This window comes from Shewanella sp. 10N.286.52.A9 (assembly GCF_041468985.1).
Lineage (GTDB): Bacteria > Pseudomonadota > Gammaproteobacteria > Enterobacterales > Shewanellaceae > Shewanella > Shewanella japonica.
In genome coordinates, this window is sequence record NZ_JBFRJQ010000012.1 from 43,727 (window position 1) to 62,554 (window position 18,828).

The window sequence follows — 18,828 nt, forward strand, 5'->3', positions numbered from 1 at the left end:
TACTGTATTTAAGCTTGAATTCTATAACGTAAACTCAATCACTGAAAACTGTGAAGTTTATGTAATTATTAACAATTATCTATCAATATGGGCTGATTTTTAAGCTAGGTCAACAGCATGAGCAGTATTTTATTAGCGGTTTTTTAGTTAATTCGATTACAGCGTTAAGGTACTAATGAATAACATTTAGTATTTGGATTTTTTTGCCGCGAGTGAATTATCAGCTTGAAGTGCCAGCGAATAAGATAATTAGGGGAAAACTGTTGCAACTAAAATCACATCAAATTCATGTATTAACTTAGCTGTAAAATGAAAAAATTGCCTTTGAATGCTCAAGGCTGTTAACAAGAGCACAGTTGCTGCCTAGCTGATATTAGATATATTGATTATAATGTCCTGATATCGATTGAGTAGTTAACCCTATACTGAATCACACTTATTTTGATTAAAGAGAATTGACCATGAGCGCTATCCCACCTTGTCCTAAATGTGAATCTGTCTATGTATACGAAGATGGTTCGCAACTTATTTGTCCTGAGTGCGCTCATGAATGGAACCCAAACGAAGAAATCATCGATCCTGATGCCATCATATTAAAAGATGCAGTGGGTAACTTACTTGCTGAAGACGATAAAGTGACACTGATTAAAGATCTTAAAGTTAAAGGATCTTCATTAGTGCTTAAAGTAGGCACCAAAGCCGTTATTAAACGTTTTGTTGATGCTGATCATGATATTGACTGTAAAGTAGATGGCCATGGCCAAATGATGCTGAAGTCTAAATTTGTAAGAAAGCAAAACTAAATTTAGCGTTCAAATAATAATAAAAAGAACCTGCCAAGTGCAGGTTTTTTTATGTGCCAAGTCAACAAGCACTATGTATATGCGGCAGGTACATAATGCGGAATGGGATTTTAAGTATCGTGTTGATTGGTATTATCTGGCAAAAATAAATCTGTAGGCAAACAAAAGGGCTTAGCATTGCTGCTAAGCCCTTTTTAGGTATTTGGTGGAGGCGGCGGGACTTGAACCCGCGTCCAGAAAGCCTACATCCAAGGCGCTACATGTTTAGTCTCTCTTTTGGTTAACCTTGCAAGCTCCGAAAGACAGGATATTACAAGGCGAGTCCGGTACTGTTTCGCGGTTCACCCCCAGACAAGGTTCCCTCGCTAGCACGATGTAAGATGACCATCAAAATCCACTGCCCATGTGCAAGACGTGTGGTTGATGGCTAGCTAGCCTAAGCTGCTAGAGAGTAGTTAGAGTCGTTTGCAACTATAACAGTGCGGCTTTTTACGAGGCCAACCGCCCCTCGACATGCTCCCAGGGTTTCGTGAATCCTGTCGAATCCAGAATCGCCCCCAAAGTTTGTTGATTGTATCGGTTAAATGCCAAAATACCTAGTGCATTTCACCAATTAACAATCGTTTGTACATTATCCGTCCAGTCTAGACTTCTTCATAACGCGAGATTGTTCTACTTTCCATTCGCGTTCTTTAGTGTCTTGGCGTTTATCGTGGTCTTTTTTACCTTTACCTAAACCAATTTCAACTTTTACCCAAGCGCCTTTACGCCAGTATAGTGAAAGGGGGATTAAGGTATAACCTTGACGCTCAATTAGGCCTTCAAGCTTATCAATTTCACTGCGCTTTAATAACAGTTTTTTGGTACGAATTGGATCGCAAACCACATGGGTTGATGCGGTATTTAAAGGCTGTACTGTGCAGCCATGCATAAACGCTTCACCATGCTTGATATAAACGTAACAGTCCGCAAGCGTGACTTTGCCCATACGCAAGGATTTTACTTCCCAGCCTTGAAGCTCTAATCCAGCTTCGATTTTATCTTCTATTTTAAACTCAAAGGTCGCGCGCTTATTACGTGTAATCGTAGCGGGTGGATTCTTTGACTTTTTTGAATTCTTTTTTACCATAATCGCGTTTAATGCCCGCTGTTATCCCATTTAAAAACTCTAGTCACTTATGCTTACTGTGGTAGATATGGGGGAGAGAAAAAACTAATCAAGGGATTATACCCAAACCACTTAAAGATGCGAGTTTAATCATCAGGGTAATGGATGCGTTTTACTGTAAGCGTGTTAAAATTGCTTCATTGTTATCGATAGTGTTGTTATTCATGCCAAAAATTTCAAAAAACGTGTTGGTTCGTTTTAGTGCGATGCAAATGTATGACTTGGTTAATGACGTTGAGTCATACCATGAATTCTTGCCAGGTTGTGTTGGCGGTAAAGTCATTGAGTTTGATGGTAAAACCATGGTTGCATCTGTTGATGTCTCAAAGGCTGGGATCCGAAAAACTTTCACCACTCGTAATCAAGTGGTGCCAGGTAAAAGTGTGGCGTTAACATTAGAAAATGGCCCATTTAAAAACCTAGATGGCATGTGGCGTTTTACTGAGTTAACTGATGATGCTTGTAAAGTGGAGTTCGATTTAAATTTTGAGTTTTCCAATCCACTAACGGATATTGCATTTGGTCGTGTTTTTAAAGAGTTGATGAATTCAATGGTAACTGCTTTTACTGACCGAGCTAAGGTGATTTACCATGACAAATGAGACAGACTTATTTCCAGTTGATGTTATTTACGCATTACCTGAGCAGCAAAAGGTGATTACGGTTAATGTTGCGCCTGGTACTCGATTTATTGACGCGGTAAAGCAAAGCAACATGGCAAGTTTCTTTCCAGATATCGATTTAGCTAAAGTAAAATTAGGCGTTTTTAGTCGACAAGCAAAGCACGATGAGGTGCTTGTACCTGGACAACGAATTGAAATTTACCGCCCTTTGATTGCTGATCCTAAAGATGTTCGCCGTAAGCGTGCAGAAAAAGCGAAAGAAGAGGGACGTAGCAACAAGATTACTGGTGCGAAAATTTAGCGAAATTTTCAAGGTTACACAGTGGGCACTGAGCTTGAACAAGCACAATGATGAAGCTGTGTCATAATTTGTTGTGTACTTAGATTATTTTTCACAATAAAAAAGCGGAAAGACGTGTCTTTCCGCTTTTTTGTATAAGTCAGTTTTTCACTTAATGCTTATTCGCCTTTTGGCATATTCTCATTTCCTGTTGGCACGTCATTTTCTTTTTCTAGACGGTTCTCTTCAACCAGAGGTTTAGCATCACGACGAATTGATGCAGGATCTTGTTCTGGAAGTAAAGGTTCAACAGTAGGAGATGAAATCGAAGGCAAGGCACCTGATTCTAGAGGAGTGTCAAAGTCCTCACTGAGTTTGTAGTCGCCTTCAACTTTGACAAGTAAATCATCTTCAAAGAACAATATGAGCTCTTTGTGAGTGATACTTGCGTCACGGCCACTTTTGAAGTGATAAACATAATACCAAACATTATCGGCAAAACTATCACGAAGAACTGGGCGGCCAAGAATGTACTCAGCTTGTTCTTTGGTCATTTCTACACGCAGCTTTTCAACTTGCTGTAATTCCATGTAGTTGCCTTGTGCGATATCCGGCTTATAGATCAGCCAATCAAAAACACTACACGCACTTAAAGAAACTGAAAGCGCAACTGCGCCTAAAAGGGTAAGACTTTGTTTTTTGTTTATCATTGTCTGTGCTACTTCCTAAAAATCTGACGACATCATACCCAAGGGGTCCCTATGCTGACAAGGGGCTATTCGCTGAGAATGCTATAACGATGTGAATAATAGAGTCGATATTATAGATATAGTTCAATGATGCTATCGGTAAATGACTTAGTTATAAATTCTTTTACGCTTGATGATGTTACGAAAATGTAGAAAATCATGGAAAATCTGAATGTAATTCTATAAGTTTGATATAAGCGCTTATGCAAAATTTGAATCATATAGATATTAATAGGATTTAATTGGCGGTTAGGTTTGTTAAGTAATTAACTTTTGACGAAAGAATAATGATAAATAATGTCACCAATTTACTCTGAACATAACGTAAAACAGCATACTGAAACCAAAGATGGTCGGTTAGTTTTTGTCGGCACGGGTCTGCAACTTGCTGGGCACATTAGTGTGCTGAGTCAAAGTTATATTGAACATGCCGATGTTGTTTTTTCTCTAGTGCCAGATGGCTTTACTGAACGTTGGATTCAAAGCCTGAATGATAATCATCGATCATTACAGCCTTTTTATGCTCAAAAAGGTGAAGTTAAAAATCGCCGAGATACTTATGCACAAATGGTTGACGCTATTCTTAACGAACTCAGGTTAGATAAAAATGTGGTGGTGGCGTTATATGGTCACCCTGGCGTGTTTGCTTGCATTTCACATCTTGCTATTGCACAAGCTCGTGAAGAAGGTTATCAAGCTGACATGCTACCGGGGATTTCTGCTGAGGCTTGTCTATGGGCTGATTTAGGTATTGACCCTGGCCATTCAGGGCACCAAAGCTACGAAGCAACTCAGTTTATGCTGTATCAGCATACTCCAAACCCCAAAACCCATTTATTGCTGTGGCAAATTGCATTAGCTGGCGAGCATACGTTAACGGAATTCTCTACCACACGCGAACGCTTAGATATTTTAGTCGCCCATTTATCTCAGTGGTATCCGCTAGATCATGAAGTCGTGATTTATGAAGCTGCTAATTTGCCGACACAAACACCAAGAGTCGAGCGATTACCCTTGAAAAACTTACCCAATGCTCGTTTAGAAATGATCTCGACTTTGATGATCCCACCTTCAGAAACACTTAGCCTTAATCTGAGTATTCTCGAAAAGCTTGGGATCAGTGCGTGTGATATCGGATAACGTAAACCAAACCTGAAATAACAAATAAGGAAATAGAATGGCAAATTTAACGGAGTTTTTTACCGAACTTAATACTGATGCGAAATTATTAGAAACCTATAAAAAAGACCCTGAGGGGACAATGAAAAACTATGGTTTATCTGAAAATGAAATCAAAGCAGTATTATCTGGTGATGCTAAAGCAGTGAGTGCATTAGCGGGTGATATTGAAATGAAAGCATTCTTGCTGATATCAAATCATACAAAATAGCCGTGCTTAATCATTTTTTACGTTTCACAGTCGTTTTAATGGCGTTACTTGTTAGTGATGCCATTAATGCTGCTGTGGATTTTGATCAGCAACTGGACACATTAGAGGTAGCGCTTCAAGTAGATTTAACCGAATCAGAAAGGCAAATTGAAACATTAGAAAAACAACAAAACCAATTGTCTCAACTGCAGTTAGCGCGTTTTCATACGCTTAGTAGTATTAAACATTTATATTTAGGTGAATTTGAACAAGCCTTGTTTACGCTCGATAAGGCGCTTTTGTTCAAGCCTGATAACGAGTTAATGACGCAAATCTCGATGTATAAAATCACTGCCAATATTGGGCAGAATAATTATCAGCAAGCATTTCAATTATTGGAAGAAAGTCTAGCCCGAATTGATAGTTATGATGACAGTAAGATAAAAGTAAACGCGTATATTCGCTTAATGAACGTGTATATGGAGCTTGATGCATTTGAAGAGATGCTCACCACTGCAACTGAGATTTTAAGTTTAAACAAAGGCGAAAATAAGAAAAACGAATGTTACGCAAAATTATATTTACCTGTTGCAAACCTAAAGTTAGAAAATTTTGAATTGTCCGCTTCTCAGTTCAAAGAAGCCGAACTGTATTGTAATAAACATAACTTTCCTCTTATTGTTGCGATGGCTATTAAAGGCCAGTCACACGTATTATTTGAAACTGGCCAATACCAAGCTTCACTTAGCGGGTATTTGGATTCGTTAGAGCGCTATCAAGCGTTTAAATTTCATATAGAAATACATGATAGCCATGCTTATTTAAGCGAAGTGTATTTTCATCTAGGGGATTATGACCAAGCATTAACGTATGCCAAGCTTGTTGAGCAACTCCCTAATGAACCGATGAATTTAAAAGGCAAGAAACGAACTTTTCACGTTCAATCGATGATCGCAAGTAAGCAAGGAAAGTTTAAAGAAGCCTATCAATATCAAGTGCAAGCTCATGCTATTGGCGTGCAACTACTAGACGAGAAAAAGGTTAAAGAAAATGCCTACCAAATGGTTAAGTTTGATAGTGCAGAAAAAACCAGAGAGTTAAACAAGTTAGTACAAGATCACGAGATGATTGCCAAACAACGTAGCATTTTAAACAATGAGAAAAGCGCTTCGTTTATGTTTTCTACGGTACTTGCAGGTACGGTAGCGTTATTGGCTTTACTCCTTTATACCGCTTGGAATCAACGAAATCAGTTCCGAAAGCAAGCTCAAGTTGATTCATTAACGGGTTTGTTTAATCGTGGAGCAGGGATTGATAAGGCTGAGAATGAATTTATTAAAACGTTAGCCAGTGGTGGAACTTTCAGCGTTGTAGTGATTGATTTAGATTGGTTTAAAAAAATCAATGACAGCTTTGGCCATGCTACTGGTGATTGGGCGTTAAAGAAAGTGGCAGATACCATCAATGAATATAAGCGTAGTACCGATATTGCTTGTCGTTTAGGTGGTGAGGAATTCGCTATTTTTATGCCTAACACGGATAAAATGTTAGCTAATGAAGTGGCAGAGAATGTATGTCAGGCTTTTGCTAACATTAACACTCGATACTCTGGTCACCAATTTACCATTACAGCCAGTATAGGAGTCAGTGATAAAGCGGAGGAAGATTTAAGCTTAGATCCTATTATCAACAGAGCTGATACAGCGCTTTATCAGGCCAAATCTAATGGACGAAATAGGGTCGTCTGTTTATAACACTTCTAACTTACAAAACTGCCAAACTAAAAACTATCTCACTTTATTGCTTTCAACCGATGAGCAGTCCCATTTATCTCGTAAAAGAAAACTCGTTCTCTATTGATATATTTAACATCTCAATACTGGTGATGTTTTGAGCTTTGGCTCAACCACTGCGCTTAAGTTATCGCGTGCTTTATCGATAGCGCATTTAACAGTAGATAATTTCACGGTAGATAATTTAACGAAAGCCCGCTATTTAACGCTACGTATAGGCTGCTTGCAGGCATGGTAACTCGCGCTTTATCTTTCGGCTACTTCGCATCTTTAAACCACTAAGAGCTTACTCGCTTGAGTGCAATCTTATCGTCATCTTATTGCAATCTTAAGTTTTAACGGTATCGCTTAATCGTGTGAATAGAAAAGCCAAATGAAAGAGGGGGAAGGGGTAACATTCTCGTCTTCAGAACTCTTATTGATACTCAAAACATTAGTATGCCGTATTTTCTTCGTTGCTTACTGCTTACTGCTTACTGCTTACTTTTTATTATTCTCGATGTTTGCAGCGACGAGTAGAACCTCAAATAGGAGTATGTTTTTTAGCTAACAGCTAAACCTGGGGACACTGCCACTATCTTGAGTTGCATCTTTGAGCTTATACCAATGACCCCTTCATTCTATCGCTAACGCATGGTGTTCTTTTTTGCTGCTCACAATGGCGCTTTTTCAGTGTAAAACTCGAAATCACAGTTTTTTTTAACTTTTTTGTAAAAAAAAACGTCTTTTTTTTCAGCTGAACCAATATTTTTTGTGATGTTGATCGGACTACATCGGTTACTGTCTAGAGTAAATATTCTACACTGTTCATTACGTTTACGTTAACGTAAAATTAAAACGGTTGTTTGAATTGGGTTGGGGTGGCGCTTTAGCTAATATATTGTATTTGTTGATTTTAATTGCTTTACCTTAAGGGCAGTTCAAAACAAACATCTAATTCTACTTTGGTATAAAACCCTAAAAATGCTGTAATTAAAAATTTACATTACGTATTTTAATTACGGATTAATTTTCTTTGATTTGTCTTTGGTTAACTTGTAAGACAATTGACCAATGAAAAAATAAAAACAAAATGGATTTATTTTAAGTTGTTTTTAATCAAGTGTTTATCTTTTATTTGTTATGGTCATACCAATTTATATTGCTATTTTTATTCGCTCGAGAGCAATTTCAAGCTGTTGCAAATGCAAAGGTTTGTCGTTAGGTTTTAGTACGAAACAAACATTTGACGGTTAAATATTGGCTAGTTTGTTTTGAAGATAGAGATGGAAAGGAGCAAGGCCTAAAGAGTTCGTGTAAGACTGTCATTGAGACGACTTATTGAGTTTTACGTAACTTCTTTTACTAACTTAGGACTGGATAACAATGAGACATCAAGTTTCCAAGGTTAGGTAAGGCAACCTTAGACAAGTTAACGATGAATGACATTTAACGACTACCTTCTCTCTTTTGAAACTGACTTATGCTCAAGGGGCTTAATATGACAGCAGAACAATTAGTGGCTAGATATGCGAAATCCCAGCCAAGTGCTGATACTGAATTACCAACAAGTGCAGAACTTGCATTAATCGGTCCAGAGGTCCCAGGACAAGATACGATATTTAATGATGGTGCTTTATCTTTATTAGCTGCGCTTTGTGAAGAGTTCACTCAAGAAGTGCCTGAGTTACTAAGTAAGCGTCAGCAAAAACAGCAACGAATTGATAATGGTGAATTACCAGACTTTTTACCTGAAACTCGTGCTATTAGAGACGGTGAGTGGTCAATTCGAGGCATGCCAGACGACTTGAAAGATCGTCGTGTTGAGATAACCGGTCCAGTAGACCGTAAAATGATTATTAATGCTCTGAATGCGAACGTAAAAGTGTTTATGGCAGATTTTGAAGACTCATTAGCGCCGAGTTGGGAGAAAGTGGTTCAAGGCCAAATTAACCTTCGAGATGCCGTCAGAGGTGACATCAGTTTTACAGCCGAAAATACCGGTAAGCATTACAGCTTAGATGAAGATCCTGCCGTACTAATTTGTCGAGTACGTGGTTTGCATCTTAAAGAAAAGCATGTCGAATTTAAAGGTGAGGCTATCCCGGGTGGCTTATTTGATTTCGCCATGTACTTCTACCACAACTATCATCAGCTTTTAGCTAAAGGCAGCGGTCCATACTTTTACATTCCAAAACTGGAAAGCCATGTTGAAGCACGTTGGTGGGCAAAAGTGTTTGCTTTTGTTGAAGAACGTTTTTGTCTAAAACCTGGCACGATTAAATGTACTTGTTTGATTGAAACTTTACCTGCCGTATTTGAAATGGATGAGATTCTTTATGAGTTACGTTCAAACATTGTGGCATTAAATTGTGGTCGTTGGGATTACATCTTTAGCTATATCAAAACACTGAAGAAGCATGCAGACCGTGTATTGCCAGACAGGCAAGCCGTTACGATGGACACACCATTTTTGAGTGCATATTCACGCTTGTTAGTTAAAACCTGTCATAAGCGTGGTGCGTTAGCGATGGGCGGTATGGCGGCATTTATTCCAGCTAAAACACCTGAAGCAAATGAGCAAGTACTGCAAAAGGTTAAAGGCGACAAAGAACTTGAAGCACGCAATGGTCATGACGGTACATGGGTCGCTCATCCTGGACTTGCTGATACAGCAATGACCATATTCAACGATTATATCGGTGCAGGCACTAATCAGTTGCACATTACTCGTGATGTTGATGCGCCTATCTTAGCGGACGAGTTACTCACCCCCTGTGATGGGGAACGTACCGAAGATGGCATGCGTTTAAATATCCGCATTGCGCTGCAATACATTGAAGCGTGGATCCAAGGTAACGGTTGTGTCCCAATTTACGGACTCATGGAAGATGCGGCAACTGCAGAGATATCTCGTACTTCAATCTGGCAATGGATCCAGCATGAAAAATCACTGTCTAACGGCAAACTTGTCACTAAAGCGTTATTCAAAGAGATGCTCAGTGAAGAGCTCGCTAATGTTGAGCAGGAACTAGGTTCAGCACGTTTTAACCAAGGTAAATTTAATCAAGCTGCTTGTTTGTTTGATGAAATTACCACCTCAGATGAACTTGTCGATTTCTTAACGTTACCAGGCTATGAGCTGTTAACCGCTTAAAAAATGGTGCTTCACATTGGGGTGTGAGCACCGATATTAATCAGTAAAACATAACGAATTACACAGGAAGGAGTAACACTATGTCTAACACTAATAAGCAACTAACTCGTCAAGAACAGATTGATGCGATTAAGAAGGATTGGGCTGAAAACCCTCGTTGGAAAGGTGTTAAGCGTCCGTTTACAGCGGAAGAAGTAGTGAAACTACGTGGTTCTGTGGTACCTGAAAATACCATTGCTAAACGTGGCGCAGAAAAACTATGGGATCTTGTTAATGGCGGCGCTAAAAAAGGCTATGTTAATTCTTTAGGTGCATTAACGGGTGGTCAAGCGGTTCAACAAGCAAAAGCCGGTATTGAAGCTATTTATCTTTCTGGTTGGCAGGTCGCTGCAGATGCTAACTTAGCAGGCACTATGTACCCTGATCAATCATTATACCCAGCTAACTCAGTACCTGCAGTTGTTGGACGTATTAATAATTCATTCCGTCGTGCTGATCAAATTCAATGGGGCAAAGAAGTTAACCCAGGTGATGAGAATTACACTGATTACTTCCTACCAATCGTAGCAGATGCTGAAGCTGGTTTCGGCGGTGTGTTAAATGCGTTCGAATTAATGAAATCTATGATTGATGCAGGTGCTGCTGGGGTTCACTTTGAAGACCAATTAGCATCAGTTAAAAAATGTGGTCACATGGGCGGTAAAGTATTAGTGCCGACTCAAGAGGCTGTACAAAAGTTAGTTGCTGCACGTTTAGCAGCAGATGTTAGCGGTGTTGATACATTAGTCATTGCACGTACTGATGCAAACGCTGCAGATTTAATGACTTCAGATTGCGATCCGTATGACCGTGACTTTGTCACCGGCGATCGCACCGAAGAAGGTTTCTATCGTGTGAATGCTGGTATCGACCAAGCGATTTCACGTGGTTTAGCTTATGCGCCATATGCTGATTTGATTTGGTGTGAAACGGCAAAACCTTGTCTTGAAGAAGCGAAGAAGTTTGCTGACGCTATTCACGCACAATACCCAGATCAGTTACTTGCTTATAACTGTTCACCGTCATTTAACTGGAAGAAAAACTTGGATGACGCAACAATTGCTAAATTCCAACAAGCGCTTTCAGATATGGGCTACAAGTACCAATTCATCACGTTAGCGGGTATCCATAACATGTGGTACAACATGTTTGATTTAGCTTATGACTACGCTCGTGGTGAAGGTATGAAGCACTACGTTGAAAAAGTACAAGAAGTTGAATTTGCCGCTGCTGAAAAAGGTTACACATTCGTATCGCATCAGCAAGAAGTGGGTACAGGTTACTTTGACCAAGTAACGACTTGTATCCAAGGTGGTAAATCATCAGTGACGGCATTGACTGGTTCTACCGAAGAAGAGCAGTTTTAACCTTTATTAACCTTGTAACAGTTTAGCTGCTTTGCAGCTGATTTCCCCCGGTGTTACTCACCTACAGGTTTCACCGGGTTTTTATCCAGTATTTGGAATATTAGCGCAAGCTAGTTGTCGTTCTTAATGCGAGGATTTTTAACTTCCTACCCAGTAAGTTTTCAACCAATCGCTTGTGTTGCGGCTCTTCGGAGCCGTTTTTTTTGATAAATTTTTCGAATGATTTTTGCTAAGAATGCTTCATCCGCTCACATAAAGAGTTATAGTAAAACTATTGTAACAATTGGTGACTTAAGCATTGAAAAACTCTTTACCTATCACTAAAGGCGTCGACTACTGGACCAAGCGTATCAGTGAACAAGAAATGCCTGCTTTGTGTTCAACCGTCAGGGATTTAGAAAAGCTGGCAAAAGATGATGTGTCATCATTGGCGACATTAGGTCGTAGTGTGCTGCATGATAATGCGCTTACCACTCGGATATTACGTGTGGCCAACAGTGCTATTTATAATAAAGGCACTAATCACGTTACAACGGTCAGTAGAGCTGCGGTGGTACTGGGTTTTGATACCATTCGCAATATTTGTATTACCGCCAAACTACTCACCAGTTTGCTCGAAAATAACAATTTATCTGAGTCTGTGTATCAACGACTAATCAAACTCATGGCGCACTCTTTTCAAGCTGCCATGATTTCGCGGGTGATGCTTAAAGATTATGATGAAGCACTTCGTGAAGAAGTGTTTATCGCTTCGTTATTATATCGCATTGGTGAAAGTGCATTTTGGAGCATTGGTGGCGAATTTGTTGATAACTTAGATCAAGCGATATTAGTCTCCCCATCAGTAAAAGATGAAAAGGCTATTGTGCGTGAGCATCTTGGGACATCATTTTCGCAATTAACTCAAAGCATTGCTCGAGCTTGGGGCTTAGGTGACGTATTAACCACATCACTGTCTCACCCTGATGAGAGAATGCCTGAAATAAGGACTATTTTTCTAGCCAATGAAATTTCTGAAGCGTTGAATCAGCCTCATGTTAACCCAGAAAAGCTCAATGATTTACTCTTAGCTGCTGCAGAAATTCAAGGAATTAGTCTTGAGCAATGTAAGTCGAGGATCAGTCGCTGCGCAGAAGCCACAATGAGGTTAGCTGAAGATTATGGGGCTACTGAGTTAATTCAATACCTTCCCGATACTGCAGAAATCATTTTGTGCTTAGATAAGCCAGAACAAAAACCGCAATTTCGTGATGCTGATTTAGTGCTGCAATTGAAAAAGCTGCGTGAATTGACTGAGCATGCCATTCAAAAAGCGGACTTTAATCAAGTGGTGCAGACTGCATTAGAAGGTATTTTAGATGGGGTTGGTGTTGATAGATGCGCGGTGATGTTGCTATCACTTAACCGAAAGCAGCTATCTGCTCGGGTTGTGTTTGGCGAGGGTGCAGAGTTTTTTAAGCAAGAGTTACTAATTGATATGCAAGGGGAGTTGAACCCATTTTCACAGGTCGTTGACGCTAAAAAACCAAGCTTGATTCACTCAGCTGAAAATAGCCAACTAATGTTGGTTCAACAAGGACAAAATGAAGACCTTAATAGCAAAGTGAATTTTGCTTTAGGCTTTATGGTTGCGCCAATTGTCGTAAACGACAAAGTAATAGGGGTGTTTTATGCCGATAAGCATGCATCCGAAAGACCTTTGTCTCAACAGGATTTTGATGGTTTTTGTCATTTGAGTCAGCTGGCTAATTTATGTTTTGGTTTAACAATGAAGTAAGCTTGGGATTGTGCAAGGTTTAGGCTAATAACTTAAGTTAATGACATTAGACTAGTATTGTCATCAGCTATTATTTTAATCATTTTATTAAAGACGAATTAAATGGAATTAGCATTAGTATCACAGGGTAAAAGCTCCTACATTTTCAAATATTGTACGTTAATCTTATTGGCTGTTATTTTGAGTGTTATTGCAGGTAATTCAGTTGCGAATTCACTTGTGAACTCAATGGCTCAAATCGATAAAGCACAATTTCAACCGCAATCTCTTCTAATAGTCGATACTCTCAGACAAAGAGAGATTCCAATAGAGTTATATCTCCCCGAAAAAAGCTTTACCTGCCATGTCGAGCAGCAGTGTCCTGTGATGATAATTGGTTCCGGATATGGGCTATTACACACAGATTATCAATTTATAAGTCAGCTATTTCAGCAAAATGGATACTTAGTGGTGGCGATTCAGCATGAGTTAGCAACAGATCCTGCATTATCAAGAACGCCGCCATTTATCCAAACACGCGCTGAAAATTGGCAACGAGGTGCTAATACTGTTGATTTTATTTTGCAGCAAAGTCGTCAATACTTGCCTGAGTTCGATTTTGAGCATGTGACATTGGTCGGCCATTCAAATGGTGGTGATATTTCAGTTTGGCTAGCAACCCAAGGTATTTCACTATTTAGTGAGAGTGAGAGTGAGAGTGAGAGTGAGAGCAATTTAAAACCAGTATCATCAACAGGCTATGCTGATTACATCGCGCGAATCATTACTTTGGATCATCGACGAGTTCCGTTACCGCGTAATGCCAAGATCACGCAGCTTTCGATTAGAGCGAGCGATTACCCTGCTGATGAAGGTGTTTTGCCACTACCGAGTGAACAAGTAACAACTATTTCAGTGGTGACCATAAAAGATGCTAAACATAACGATATGAATGACTATGGGCCGCAATGGCTTAAAGATGAAATCGTCAATATCATCAGTGAGCATATGCAGTTTTAAGGTTTACTACCGTTTCTTTACCTTGTAAAAGCTTACTCAAGCTCTATACAAAGAAAATAGCCAGCGCTTAAACATGCTGGCCATTGAGCTTTGTGTAATCGATTATTTAGCCGCACCAATTAACTTAGCAACGGCTTTGGCGTTTTCATTTGGGACTGCAATACTCAAATGATATTGGACGATTTTCCAACCTTGATCTGTTAATTGCAGAGCACCAGTACCTCGACACAAACCATAGCTGGCACTGTTCAATAGCTCATCAAATACAATGGTATTGTCGAACTGTAATAGTTGCCTAGATTGCACCTCATAGTGCCAACCATCAGTTGGTCTGGCATAACCTTCAAACTCTTTCATATCCCATCGCTCTGTCGCATCGGTACCTAAAAAGACTGCATCAGTATCGTATAAAGAAAAATAACTATCCCAATTTGCCGCACTAGCATCTTGATGCAGTTGGTTAAGTACATTGTCAGCTAGTTGTTTCGACTCGGTTGATATCGCCACTGTGGCTGATGATGGGAGGGATGACATAACCCATAAACTGCTGGTGAGTAATAAGGTAAGAATGGCTTTTTGCATGGGAGTTCCTGTTACTTAGGTTAGCGGATATTGGTATCACGACTAATGCCAATGAATTGGATCTAGTTGATAAAAACGGCTTAGTTCTTTATACAGCAAAGGATGCTGTTGGTAAAAATCATGGGGCATTTCAAAAAAGGTTTCAGTGATAACGGCAAAAAACTCGGCTGGGTTGGTAGCGCCATAATAGTTAAACAGTGATGGGAGTTGTTGACTCGCGCAGCGCTGCAATGCGTCAAACTCTTGCCCGAGAATCGTTGACCATGCAGAATAGGACGTGATATCTCGCAGCGGCGGCGCGCCATTTGCTTGGCCGTTTTCCTGATCGAGTTGATGTGCAAACTCATGTATGACGACATTTTGTCCATCTGTCGGATCAGCAGCCCCATCTATGGTGCTTTTCCAAGAAAGAATGATTTTACCATTTCCCCATGATTCACCTAAGAGAACATTACGTTGGTTTGACTGAACTCCAGCAAAATCAGTTCCCTGCTTTTCCACTATAAAAGCATAAGGATAGACTAAAATTTGTCTGAGTTTAGGGTAGTAGTCTGTTTTTCGATTTAATAATAGTAGGCAAGCTTGTGCCGCAATGGTGACTCTCACTTCATCAGTGATGATAAAGCCATCACAGCCTATAAATTCTTTTTCTTCGATAAATACTTGTATGTGCTTTTTGAGCTGTAACTGTAGATCCGTTGGCATAGCTTTAAAGTAAGGGAAACGATGTTTGAGAATTTGACGCCATTGTTTAGGGAAAGCCTGCTTAGTTACCTTTGCACGTCTTATTTGATTGCGTTTTGGCTTACTGATAATCAGACCAATAGCAATCGTTGAGACGATAATCAAAGCGATAAGAGCAAACATTTGCCTTCCTTGTGTTAAGTCATCATAGATAAAATATCCTGAACCTAAAATAGTTATTGGGCGCAAGTTGTCATAATTCAAGGGTTAATCTGTAGATGCTAAGCTTATTTTAGGTATAGCTAATAAAAATAATATCAAGGATGCGATTTGCGAGTAAAAAAACTGGCAAACAACTTACGTTGCTGCCAGTAAAGGAGGGGGAGGGAGATTTATTATTTTTTGCGTCACAATGCTAGTGTTGTCAATCCTAGTTAGAGTTCATTACCTTATTTGTATTTGTTGTTCAATTTCTCGTTGCTCCGCCACTGGCAGTGAGAAATGCTGTTGTATCAGCTGACGGATCAATTTCGATTTTGCAGTATGGCTACTTTGGCTGAGTAGCGTTAGCTGATTAATTGCATCCTCACTTAGCGTAAAGGTCGCCCGTTTAAATGGTGCTGGCTTTTTAGCTAATGGCTCGTTAGCTTCTGTTAACGCAAGTAACTTTTCCATTGCTTGTTTATTTGCGTTTTCAATGCTGTTTGAACTTGAATGCTGTTTTCCCATTGCATACAAGTTGGCAGCCTCAATAAAATCATCCACTGACATTTGTGGCTCAAACATCGTATTACATGGCGTAACGTTTTTCTTGAGATCTGCTAGCCCCATAGGTCCCCCTCAGTTGAGTAACATTAGCGGAATCATTACGTTGCTGAATAATCTGTTCGGCGTTTTGTACTTCTAGAAGCTCGCAGGCAATTGCCCTGATTTCGCTTGCAGCTTTGCCTGTTGGGTCAATTTCGATAACTGATAAGCCAGACTCTTCACTGTCATCGTAAATATTGCGGCTATAGGTAATTGCATCTAGTACATTGATATCGAACGTGTTGCAGACTTCTTTAGCTTCGACGATACGCCCTGCTTGGTTCGGTAAGCTTGGGCATTGAGTGATGACAAATGAGGCTCTCATTTTAGGGTTAATCATTTTACAGGTGGCAATGATGTCGTCCATGTGACTGACCGTTTTTAAGTCCCGGCGCTTAGGTCTTAATGGCATCAATACATGAGATGCGACAGATAACGTCGCTCGCAGTGCCAGGTTATCTTGTCCGCCACAATCAACAATAACGTAATCATAATGCTGTTCAAGGCTTAAAAGATCGTTGCGAATTTTTCCGTATAGTTGAACACAATTAATCCCGGGTAATTCTGGGTTGTTATTTCTTGCTTGGATCCAATCTGAAGTTGTTCTTTGTGGATCGCAATCAACCATGATAATGCTTGATTTAGCATCTTTTGCGAGAAAAACGGCAATATTTTGTGCAAGGCAACTTTTGCCACTACCACCTTTTTCTCCGCCAACTAATATGATCATTTCAACATCTCCTGATAGGTGCAACGAGAACGGCTATATAAACACTCGCTGCAGTGAACCTGGTGAGAAGGGCATGATGCAATAACTGCGATTTGAAAGCCGAATTATTGAGATGATAAACAGCTCAAACTTCGATTAAATCAGTCATTAAATAGCAACATTTAGCTTCAATGCTATTAACTTTATGTGCAGTTTTGTAACGGGTCAATTGGCAGTATATTGACTAAAAAGTCATTTTGACTTGATGGTGTTTATTTGACAAAAACTGACTAGAGGCAACTTATTGACAGGTTTGTTTCTTGTCATAAAACGGTAACTGAACTTATTATTTTTTAGTAGGTTAGCGTGTAAAAATATTGACGAGGGGATGCTTGTATTCTGTTCTTGTGTTTTTGTAAAAAAGTCTGGGTAACTTTAATAGCTAAAAGCTGTCTTTTAGAGTTTTGTTATTCCTAATCGGTATATATCTTGTGGTATAAAATATGCAAAAACTAACCTAGAAGCTTACAGATAGTACATGGTTAAACGCTATAAGTGGTAATGAGTAATGTTACTATGCCATCACTCACGGTATGATTCGTCCCGTGATCGTGATGAGCAAAGCGCACTGCATTAGCAGAATAAGCGAGATACTAATCTATTATCTAATTTGTTAGGAAGAGTCAAAATGAATGAAGCGTTATTATTAGAAGCAATTAACCAGAAAATGCCTTTTGGAAAATATGCTGGACGTAAATTGTTAGAACTTCCTGAGCCTTATTTAGTCTGGTTTCACAGTAAAGGCTTTCCTGAAGGAAAACTAGGTGAGCAGTTAGCGCTAATGTATGAAGTTAAACTTAATGGTTTAGAAGAAATGCTGCAGCCATTACTTAAAAAGTAGTGTGAGTTATGTGAGGTCTTTTTTCATGTAAAAACCGTTTATGACCTGTCCTTTTGTGATTTGATAGCTTGGCTGCACTTGCTGGAACCCTTGCTTTAAAAAGAAGCCTTTAGATAAGTAGGATGCATCCACGCTGAGCGCATGATAACCCTGAGCAATAGCCCATTGCTCAAGTGTTTGATAAAGCTTGCCAGCTAAGCCTTGTCGCTGCTTGCCTGGGCTGATATATAAACTATCAATATACCCACGATGGTTAAAATCCGTTTCAACATTAATGACACCAATCACTTCCGGCTGTGATGGGCCGTTATTTAATAATAGCCAGCTTTGACTGCGCAAAAGGCGTTGGCGCCAATGTCTGGCTGAGCGAGGGGCAGTTGACCACGCATCTAGATGTGCTTGTGTGTAGCGAGGATGGTCAATGTGCTGAATACATTCGTGGACAAGCAGGCTAACGTTACTAGCATATTGTGGGCTAAAAGGTGTTATTGATTGGTTAGAGGTGTTTTCCATAAATTTTGTTAATGCTGCTTTATGTAGATGCGTATTACGGCAGTTTAACCAAAAAAAATCGGCTAATGAAATCATTAACCGATTATGTCTTGTTTGAGGTTAAATCGAATTATTTCTTCTCGATTTTTCCAACAAATAATAATTCGTCAAATGTTTTGTTTAGCGTGCTGCTGGTGAAGTCATTCATCCACATTTGCTCATTCATGCTGACAGTATCGCCTTTAGCGATTTCAACCTGTGGACCCGCAGCCCAGAAAGTTTTGTCTTCGCCTTTAACTTGAACGTAAGTGTATCCACCGCTGTTCATTGTTTCTAATACTTCACCCTGGTGCATGATACCTGCAGCCCAAGCTGAAGATACGCCTAGTGCTAATGTTGCTGCTGCAGCTAATTTGATCAGTTTTGCTTTCATGAAGTTGTTTCCTATTTGATTAGGCTAAAATTTGCAATGATTCAAGTCATGAATCCACATAAAGATACATCATTAAATCATGAAGCGATCATTGGGTCTGTGATCCGCTGCAGATTT

19 protein-coding genes and 1 other RNA gene are annotated in these 18,828 nt (G+C 39.6%); 11 read left to right on the plus strand and 9 right to left on the minus strand.

Features of this window, described 5'->3' with window-relative positions; all coding sequences use genetic code 11:
* Nucleotides 1-461: 461 nt before the first annotated feature.
* Nucleotides 462-803 carry a zinc ribbon domain-containing protein YjdM gene (locus AB4128_RS11080; protein WP_055025696.1) on the plus strand — a complete coding sequence of 114 codons (342 nt, stop codon included), beginning with the start codon at nucleotides 462-464 and terminating at the stop codon, nucleotides 801-803.
* 203 nt (nucleotides 804-1,006) lie between these two features.
* On the opposite strand, the gene ssrA is transcribed toward AB4128_RS11080, so the two are convergent.
* Nucleotides 1,007-1,362, minus strand: a transfer-messenger RNA (tmRNA) gene (ssrA, locus tag AB4128_RS11085).
* 72 nt (nucleotides 1,363-1,434) lie between these two features.
* Nucleotides 1,435-1,932 (minus strand): SsrA-binding protein SmpB, encoded by a 498-nt coding sequence (gene smpB, locus AB4128_RS11090; protein WP_055025695.1) that lies wholly within the window; start codon nucleotides 1,930-1,932, stop codon nucleotides 1,435-1,437.
* Between the two features lie 203 nt (nucleotides 1,933-2,135).
* Here smpB and AB4128_RS11095 point away from each other — a divergent pair, with 203 nt between their 5' ends.
* Nucleotides 2,136-2,573, plus strand: coding sequence for an SRPBCC family protein (locus AB4128_RS11095; RefSeq protein ID WP_372037681.1), 438 nt, complete (start codon nucleotides 2,136-2,138; stop codon nucleotides 2,571-2,573).
* Nucleotides 2,563-2,895, plus strand: coding sequence for an RnfH family protein (locus tag AB4128_RS11100; RefSeq protein WP_065108602.1), 333 nt, complete (start codon nucleotides 2,563-2,565; stop codon nucleotides 2,893-2,895). Before AB4128_RS11095 ends, AB4128_RS11100 begins: the two co-directional genes overlap by 11 nt.
* Nucleotides 2,896-3,053: 158 nt before the next feature.
* Here the strand turns inward: AB4128_RS11100 and AB4128_RS11105 are convergent, their stop codons facing one another.
* On the minus strand, nucleotides 3,054-3,584 hold the full coding sequence (locus AB4128_RS11105) for an outer membrane protein assembly factor BamE (RefSeq protein ID WP_055025693.1): 531 nt from the start codon (nucleotides 3,582-3,584) through the stop codon (nucleotides 3,054-3,056).
* 336 nt (nucleotides 3,585-3,920) lie between these two features.
* Here AB4128_RS11105 and AB4128_RS11110 point away from each other — a divergent pair, with 336 nt between their 5' ends.
* The 7 genes from AB4128_RS11110 (at nucleotide 3,921) to AB4128_RS11140 (ending at nucleotide 14,103) form a co-directional block, all read left to right on the plus strand.
* Nucleotides 3,921-4,763: an SAM-dependent methyltransferase gene (locus tag AB4128_RS11110; RefSeq protein ID WP_372037682.1), complete on the plus strand. Its 843-nt coding sequence runs from the start codon at nucleotides 3,921-3,923 to the stop codon at nucleotides 4,761-4,763.
* A gap of 37 nt (nucleotides 4,764-4,800) precedes the next feature.
* A complete protein-coding gene (locus AB4128_RS11115) occupies nucleotides 4,801-5,013 on the plus strand; it encodes a hypothetical protein (RefSeq protein WP_055025691.1) in 213 nt (70 codons plus the stop codon).
* 38 nt (nucleotides 5,014-5,051) lie between these two features.
* Nucleotides 5,052-6,746, plus strand: coding sequence for a GGDEF domain-containing protein (locus AB4128_RS11120; protein WP_162928442.1), 1,695 nt, complete (start codon nucleotides 5,052-5,054; stop codon nucleotides 6,744-6,746).
* 1,519 nt (nucleotides 6,747-8,265) lie between these two features.
* Nucleotides 8,266-9,921 (plus strand): malate synthase A, encoded by a 1,656-nt coding sequence (gene aceB, locus AB4128_RS11125; RefSeq protein WP_082972227.1) that lies wholly within the window; start codon nucleotides 8,266-8,268, stop codon nucleotides 9,919-9,921.
* 80 nt (nucleotides 9,922-10,001) lie between these two features.
* Complete coding sequence (gene aceA / locus AB4128_RS11130; RefSeq protein ID WP_055025689.1) at nucleotides 10,002-11,327, plus strand: isocitrate lyase; 1,326 nt, start codon at nucleotides 10,002-10,004, stop codon at nucleotides 11,325-11,327.
* Between the two features lie 298 nt (nucleotides 11,328-11,625).
* Nucleotides 11,626-13,104: an HDOD domain-containing protein gene (locus AB4128_RS11135; RefSeq protein WP_372037683.1), complete on the plus strand. Its 1,479-nt coding sequence runs from the start codon at nucleotides 11,626-11,628 to the stop codon at nucleotides 13,102-13,104.
* A 102-nt stretch (nucleotides 13,105-13,206) separates the two neighbouring features.
* Nucleotides 13,207-14,103 (plus strand): alpha/beta hydrolase, encoded by an 897-nt coding sequence (locus tag AB4128_RS11140; protein ID WP_372037684.1) that lies wholly within the window; start codon nucleotides 13,207-13,209, stop codon nucleotides 14,101-14,103.
* Nucleotides 14,104-14,205: 102 nt separating this feature from the next.
* On the opposite strand, the gene AB4128_RS11145 is transcribed toward AB4128_RS11140, so the two are convergent.
* The 4 genes from AB4128_RS11145 to AB4128_RS11160 form a co-directional block, all read right to left on the minus strand.
* Nucleotides 14,206-14,685 carry a nuclear transport factor 2 family protein gene (locus tag AB4128_RS11145; protein ID WP_055025686.1) on the minus strand — a complete coding sequence of 160 codons (480 nt, stop codon included), beginning with the start codon at nucleotides 14,683-14,685 and terminating at the stop codon, nucleotides 14,206-14,208.
* A 42-nt stretch (nucleotides 14,686-14,727) separates the two neighbouring features.
* Nucleotides 14,728-15,552 (minus strand): zinc-dependent peptidase, encoded by an 825-nt coding sequence (locus tag AB4128_RS11150; RefSeq protein WP_372037685.1) that lies wholly within the window; start codon nucleotides 15,550-15,552, stop codon nucleotides 14,728-14,730.
* Nucleotides 15,553-15,813: 261 nt separating this feature from the next.
* On the minus strand, nucleotides 15,814-16,200 hold the full coding sequence (locus AB4128_RS11155; RefSeq protein WP_065108595.1) for a hypothetical protein: 387 nt from the start codon (nucleotides 16,198-16,200) through the stop codon (nucleotides 15,814-15,816).
* A complete protein-coding gene (locus AB4128_RS11160) occupies nucleotides 16,160-16,906 on the minus strand; it encodes an AAA family ATPase (protein ID WP_372037686.1) in 747 nt (248 codons plus the stop codon). The genes AB4128_RS11155 and AB4128_RS11160 overlap by 41 nt, the downstream gene beginning before the upstream one ends.
* Before the next feature lie 667 nt (nucleotides 16,907-17,573).
* Here AB4128_RS11160 and AB4128_RS11165 point away from each other — a divergent pair.
* Nucleotides 17,574-17,786, plus strand: a complete 213-nt coding sequence (locus AB4128_RS11165; RefSeq protein ID WP_055025682.1) for a DUF3820 family protein — start codon at nucleotides 17,574-17,576, stop codon at nucleotides 17,784-17,786.
* Between the two features lie 6 nt (nucleotides 17,787-17,792).
* Here AB4128_RS11165 and AB4128_RS11170 read toward each other — a convergent pair whose 3' ends face one another.
* On the minus strand, nucleotides 17,793-18,299 hold the full coding sequence (locus AB4128_RS11170; protein ID WP_372037687.1) for a GNAT family N-acetyltransferase: 507 nt from the start codon (nucleotides 18,297-18,299) through the stop codon (nucleotides 17,793-17,795).
* Between the two features lie 109 nt (nucleotides 18,300-18,408).
* On the minus strand, nucleotides 18,409-18,711 hold the full coding sequence (locus tag AB4128_RS11175) for a hypothetical protein (RefSeq protein ID WP_055025681.1): 303 nt from the start codon (nucleotides 18,709-18,711) through the stop codon (nucleotides 18,409-18,411).
* Nucleotides 18,712-18,828 lie beyond the last annotated feature (117 nt).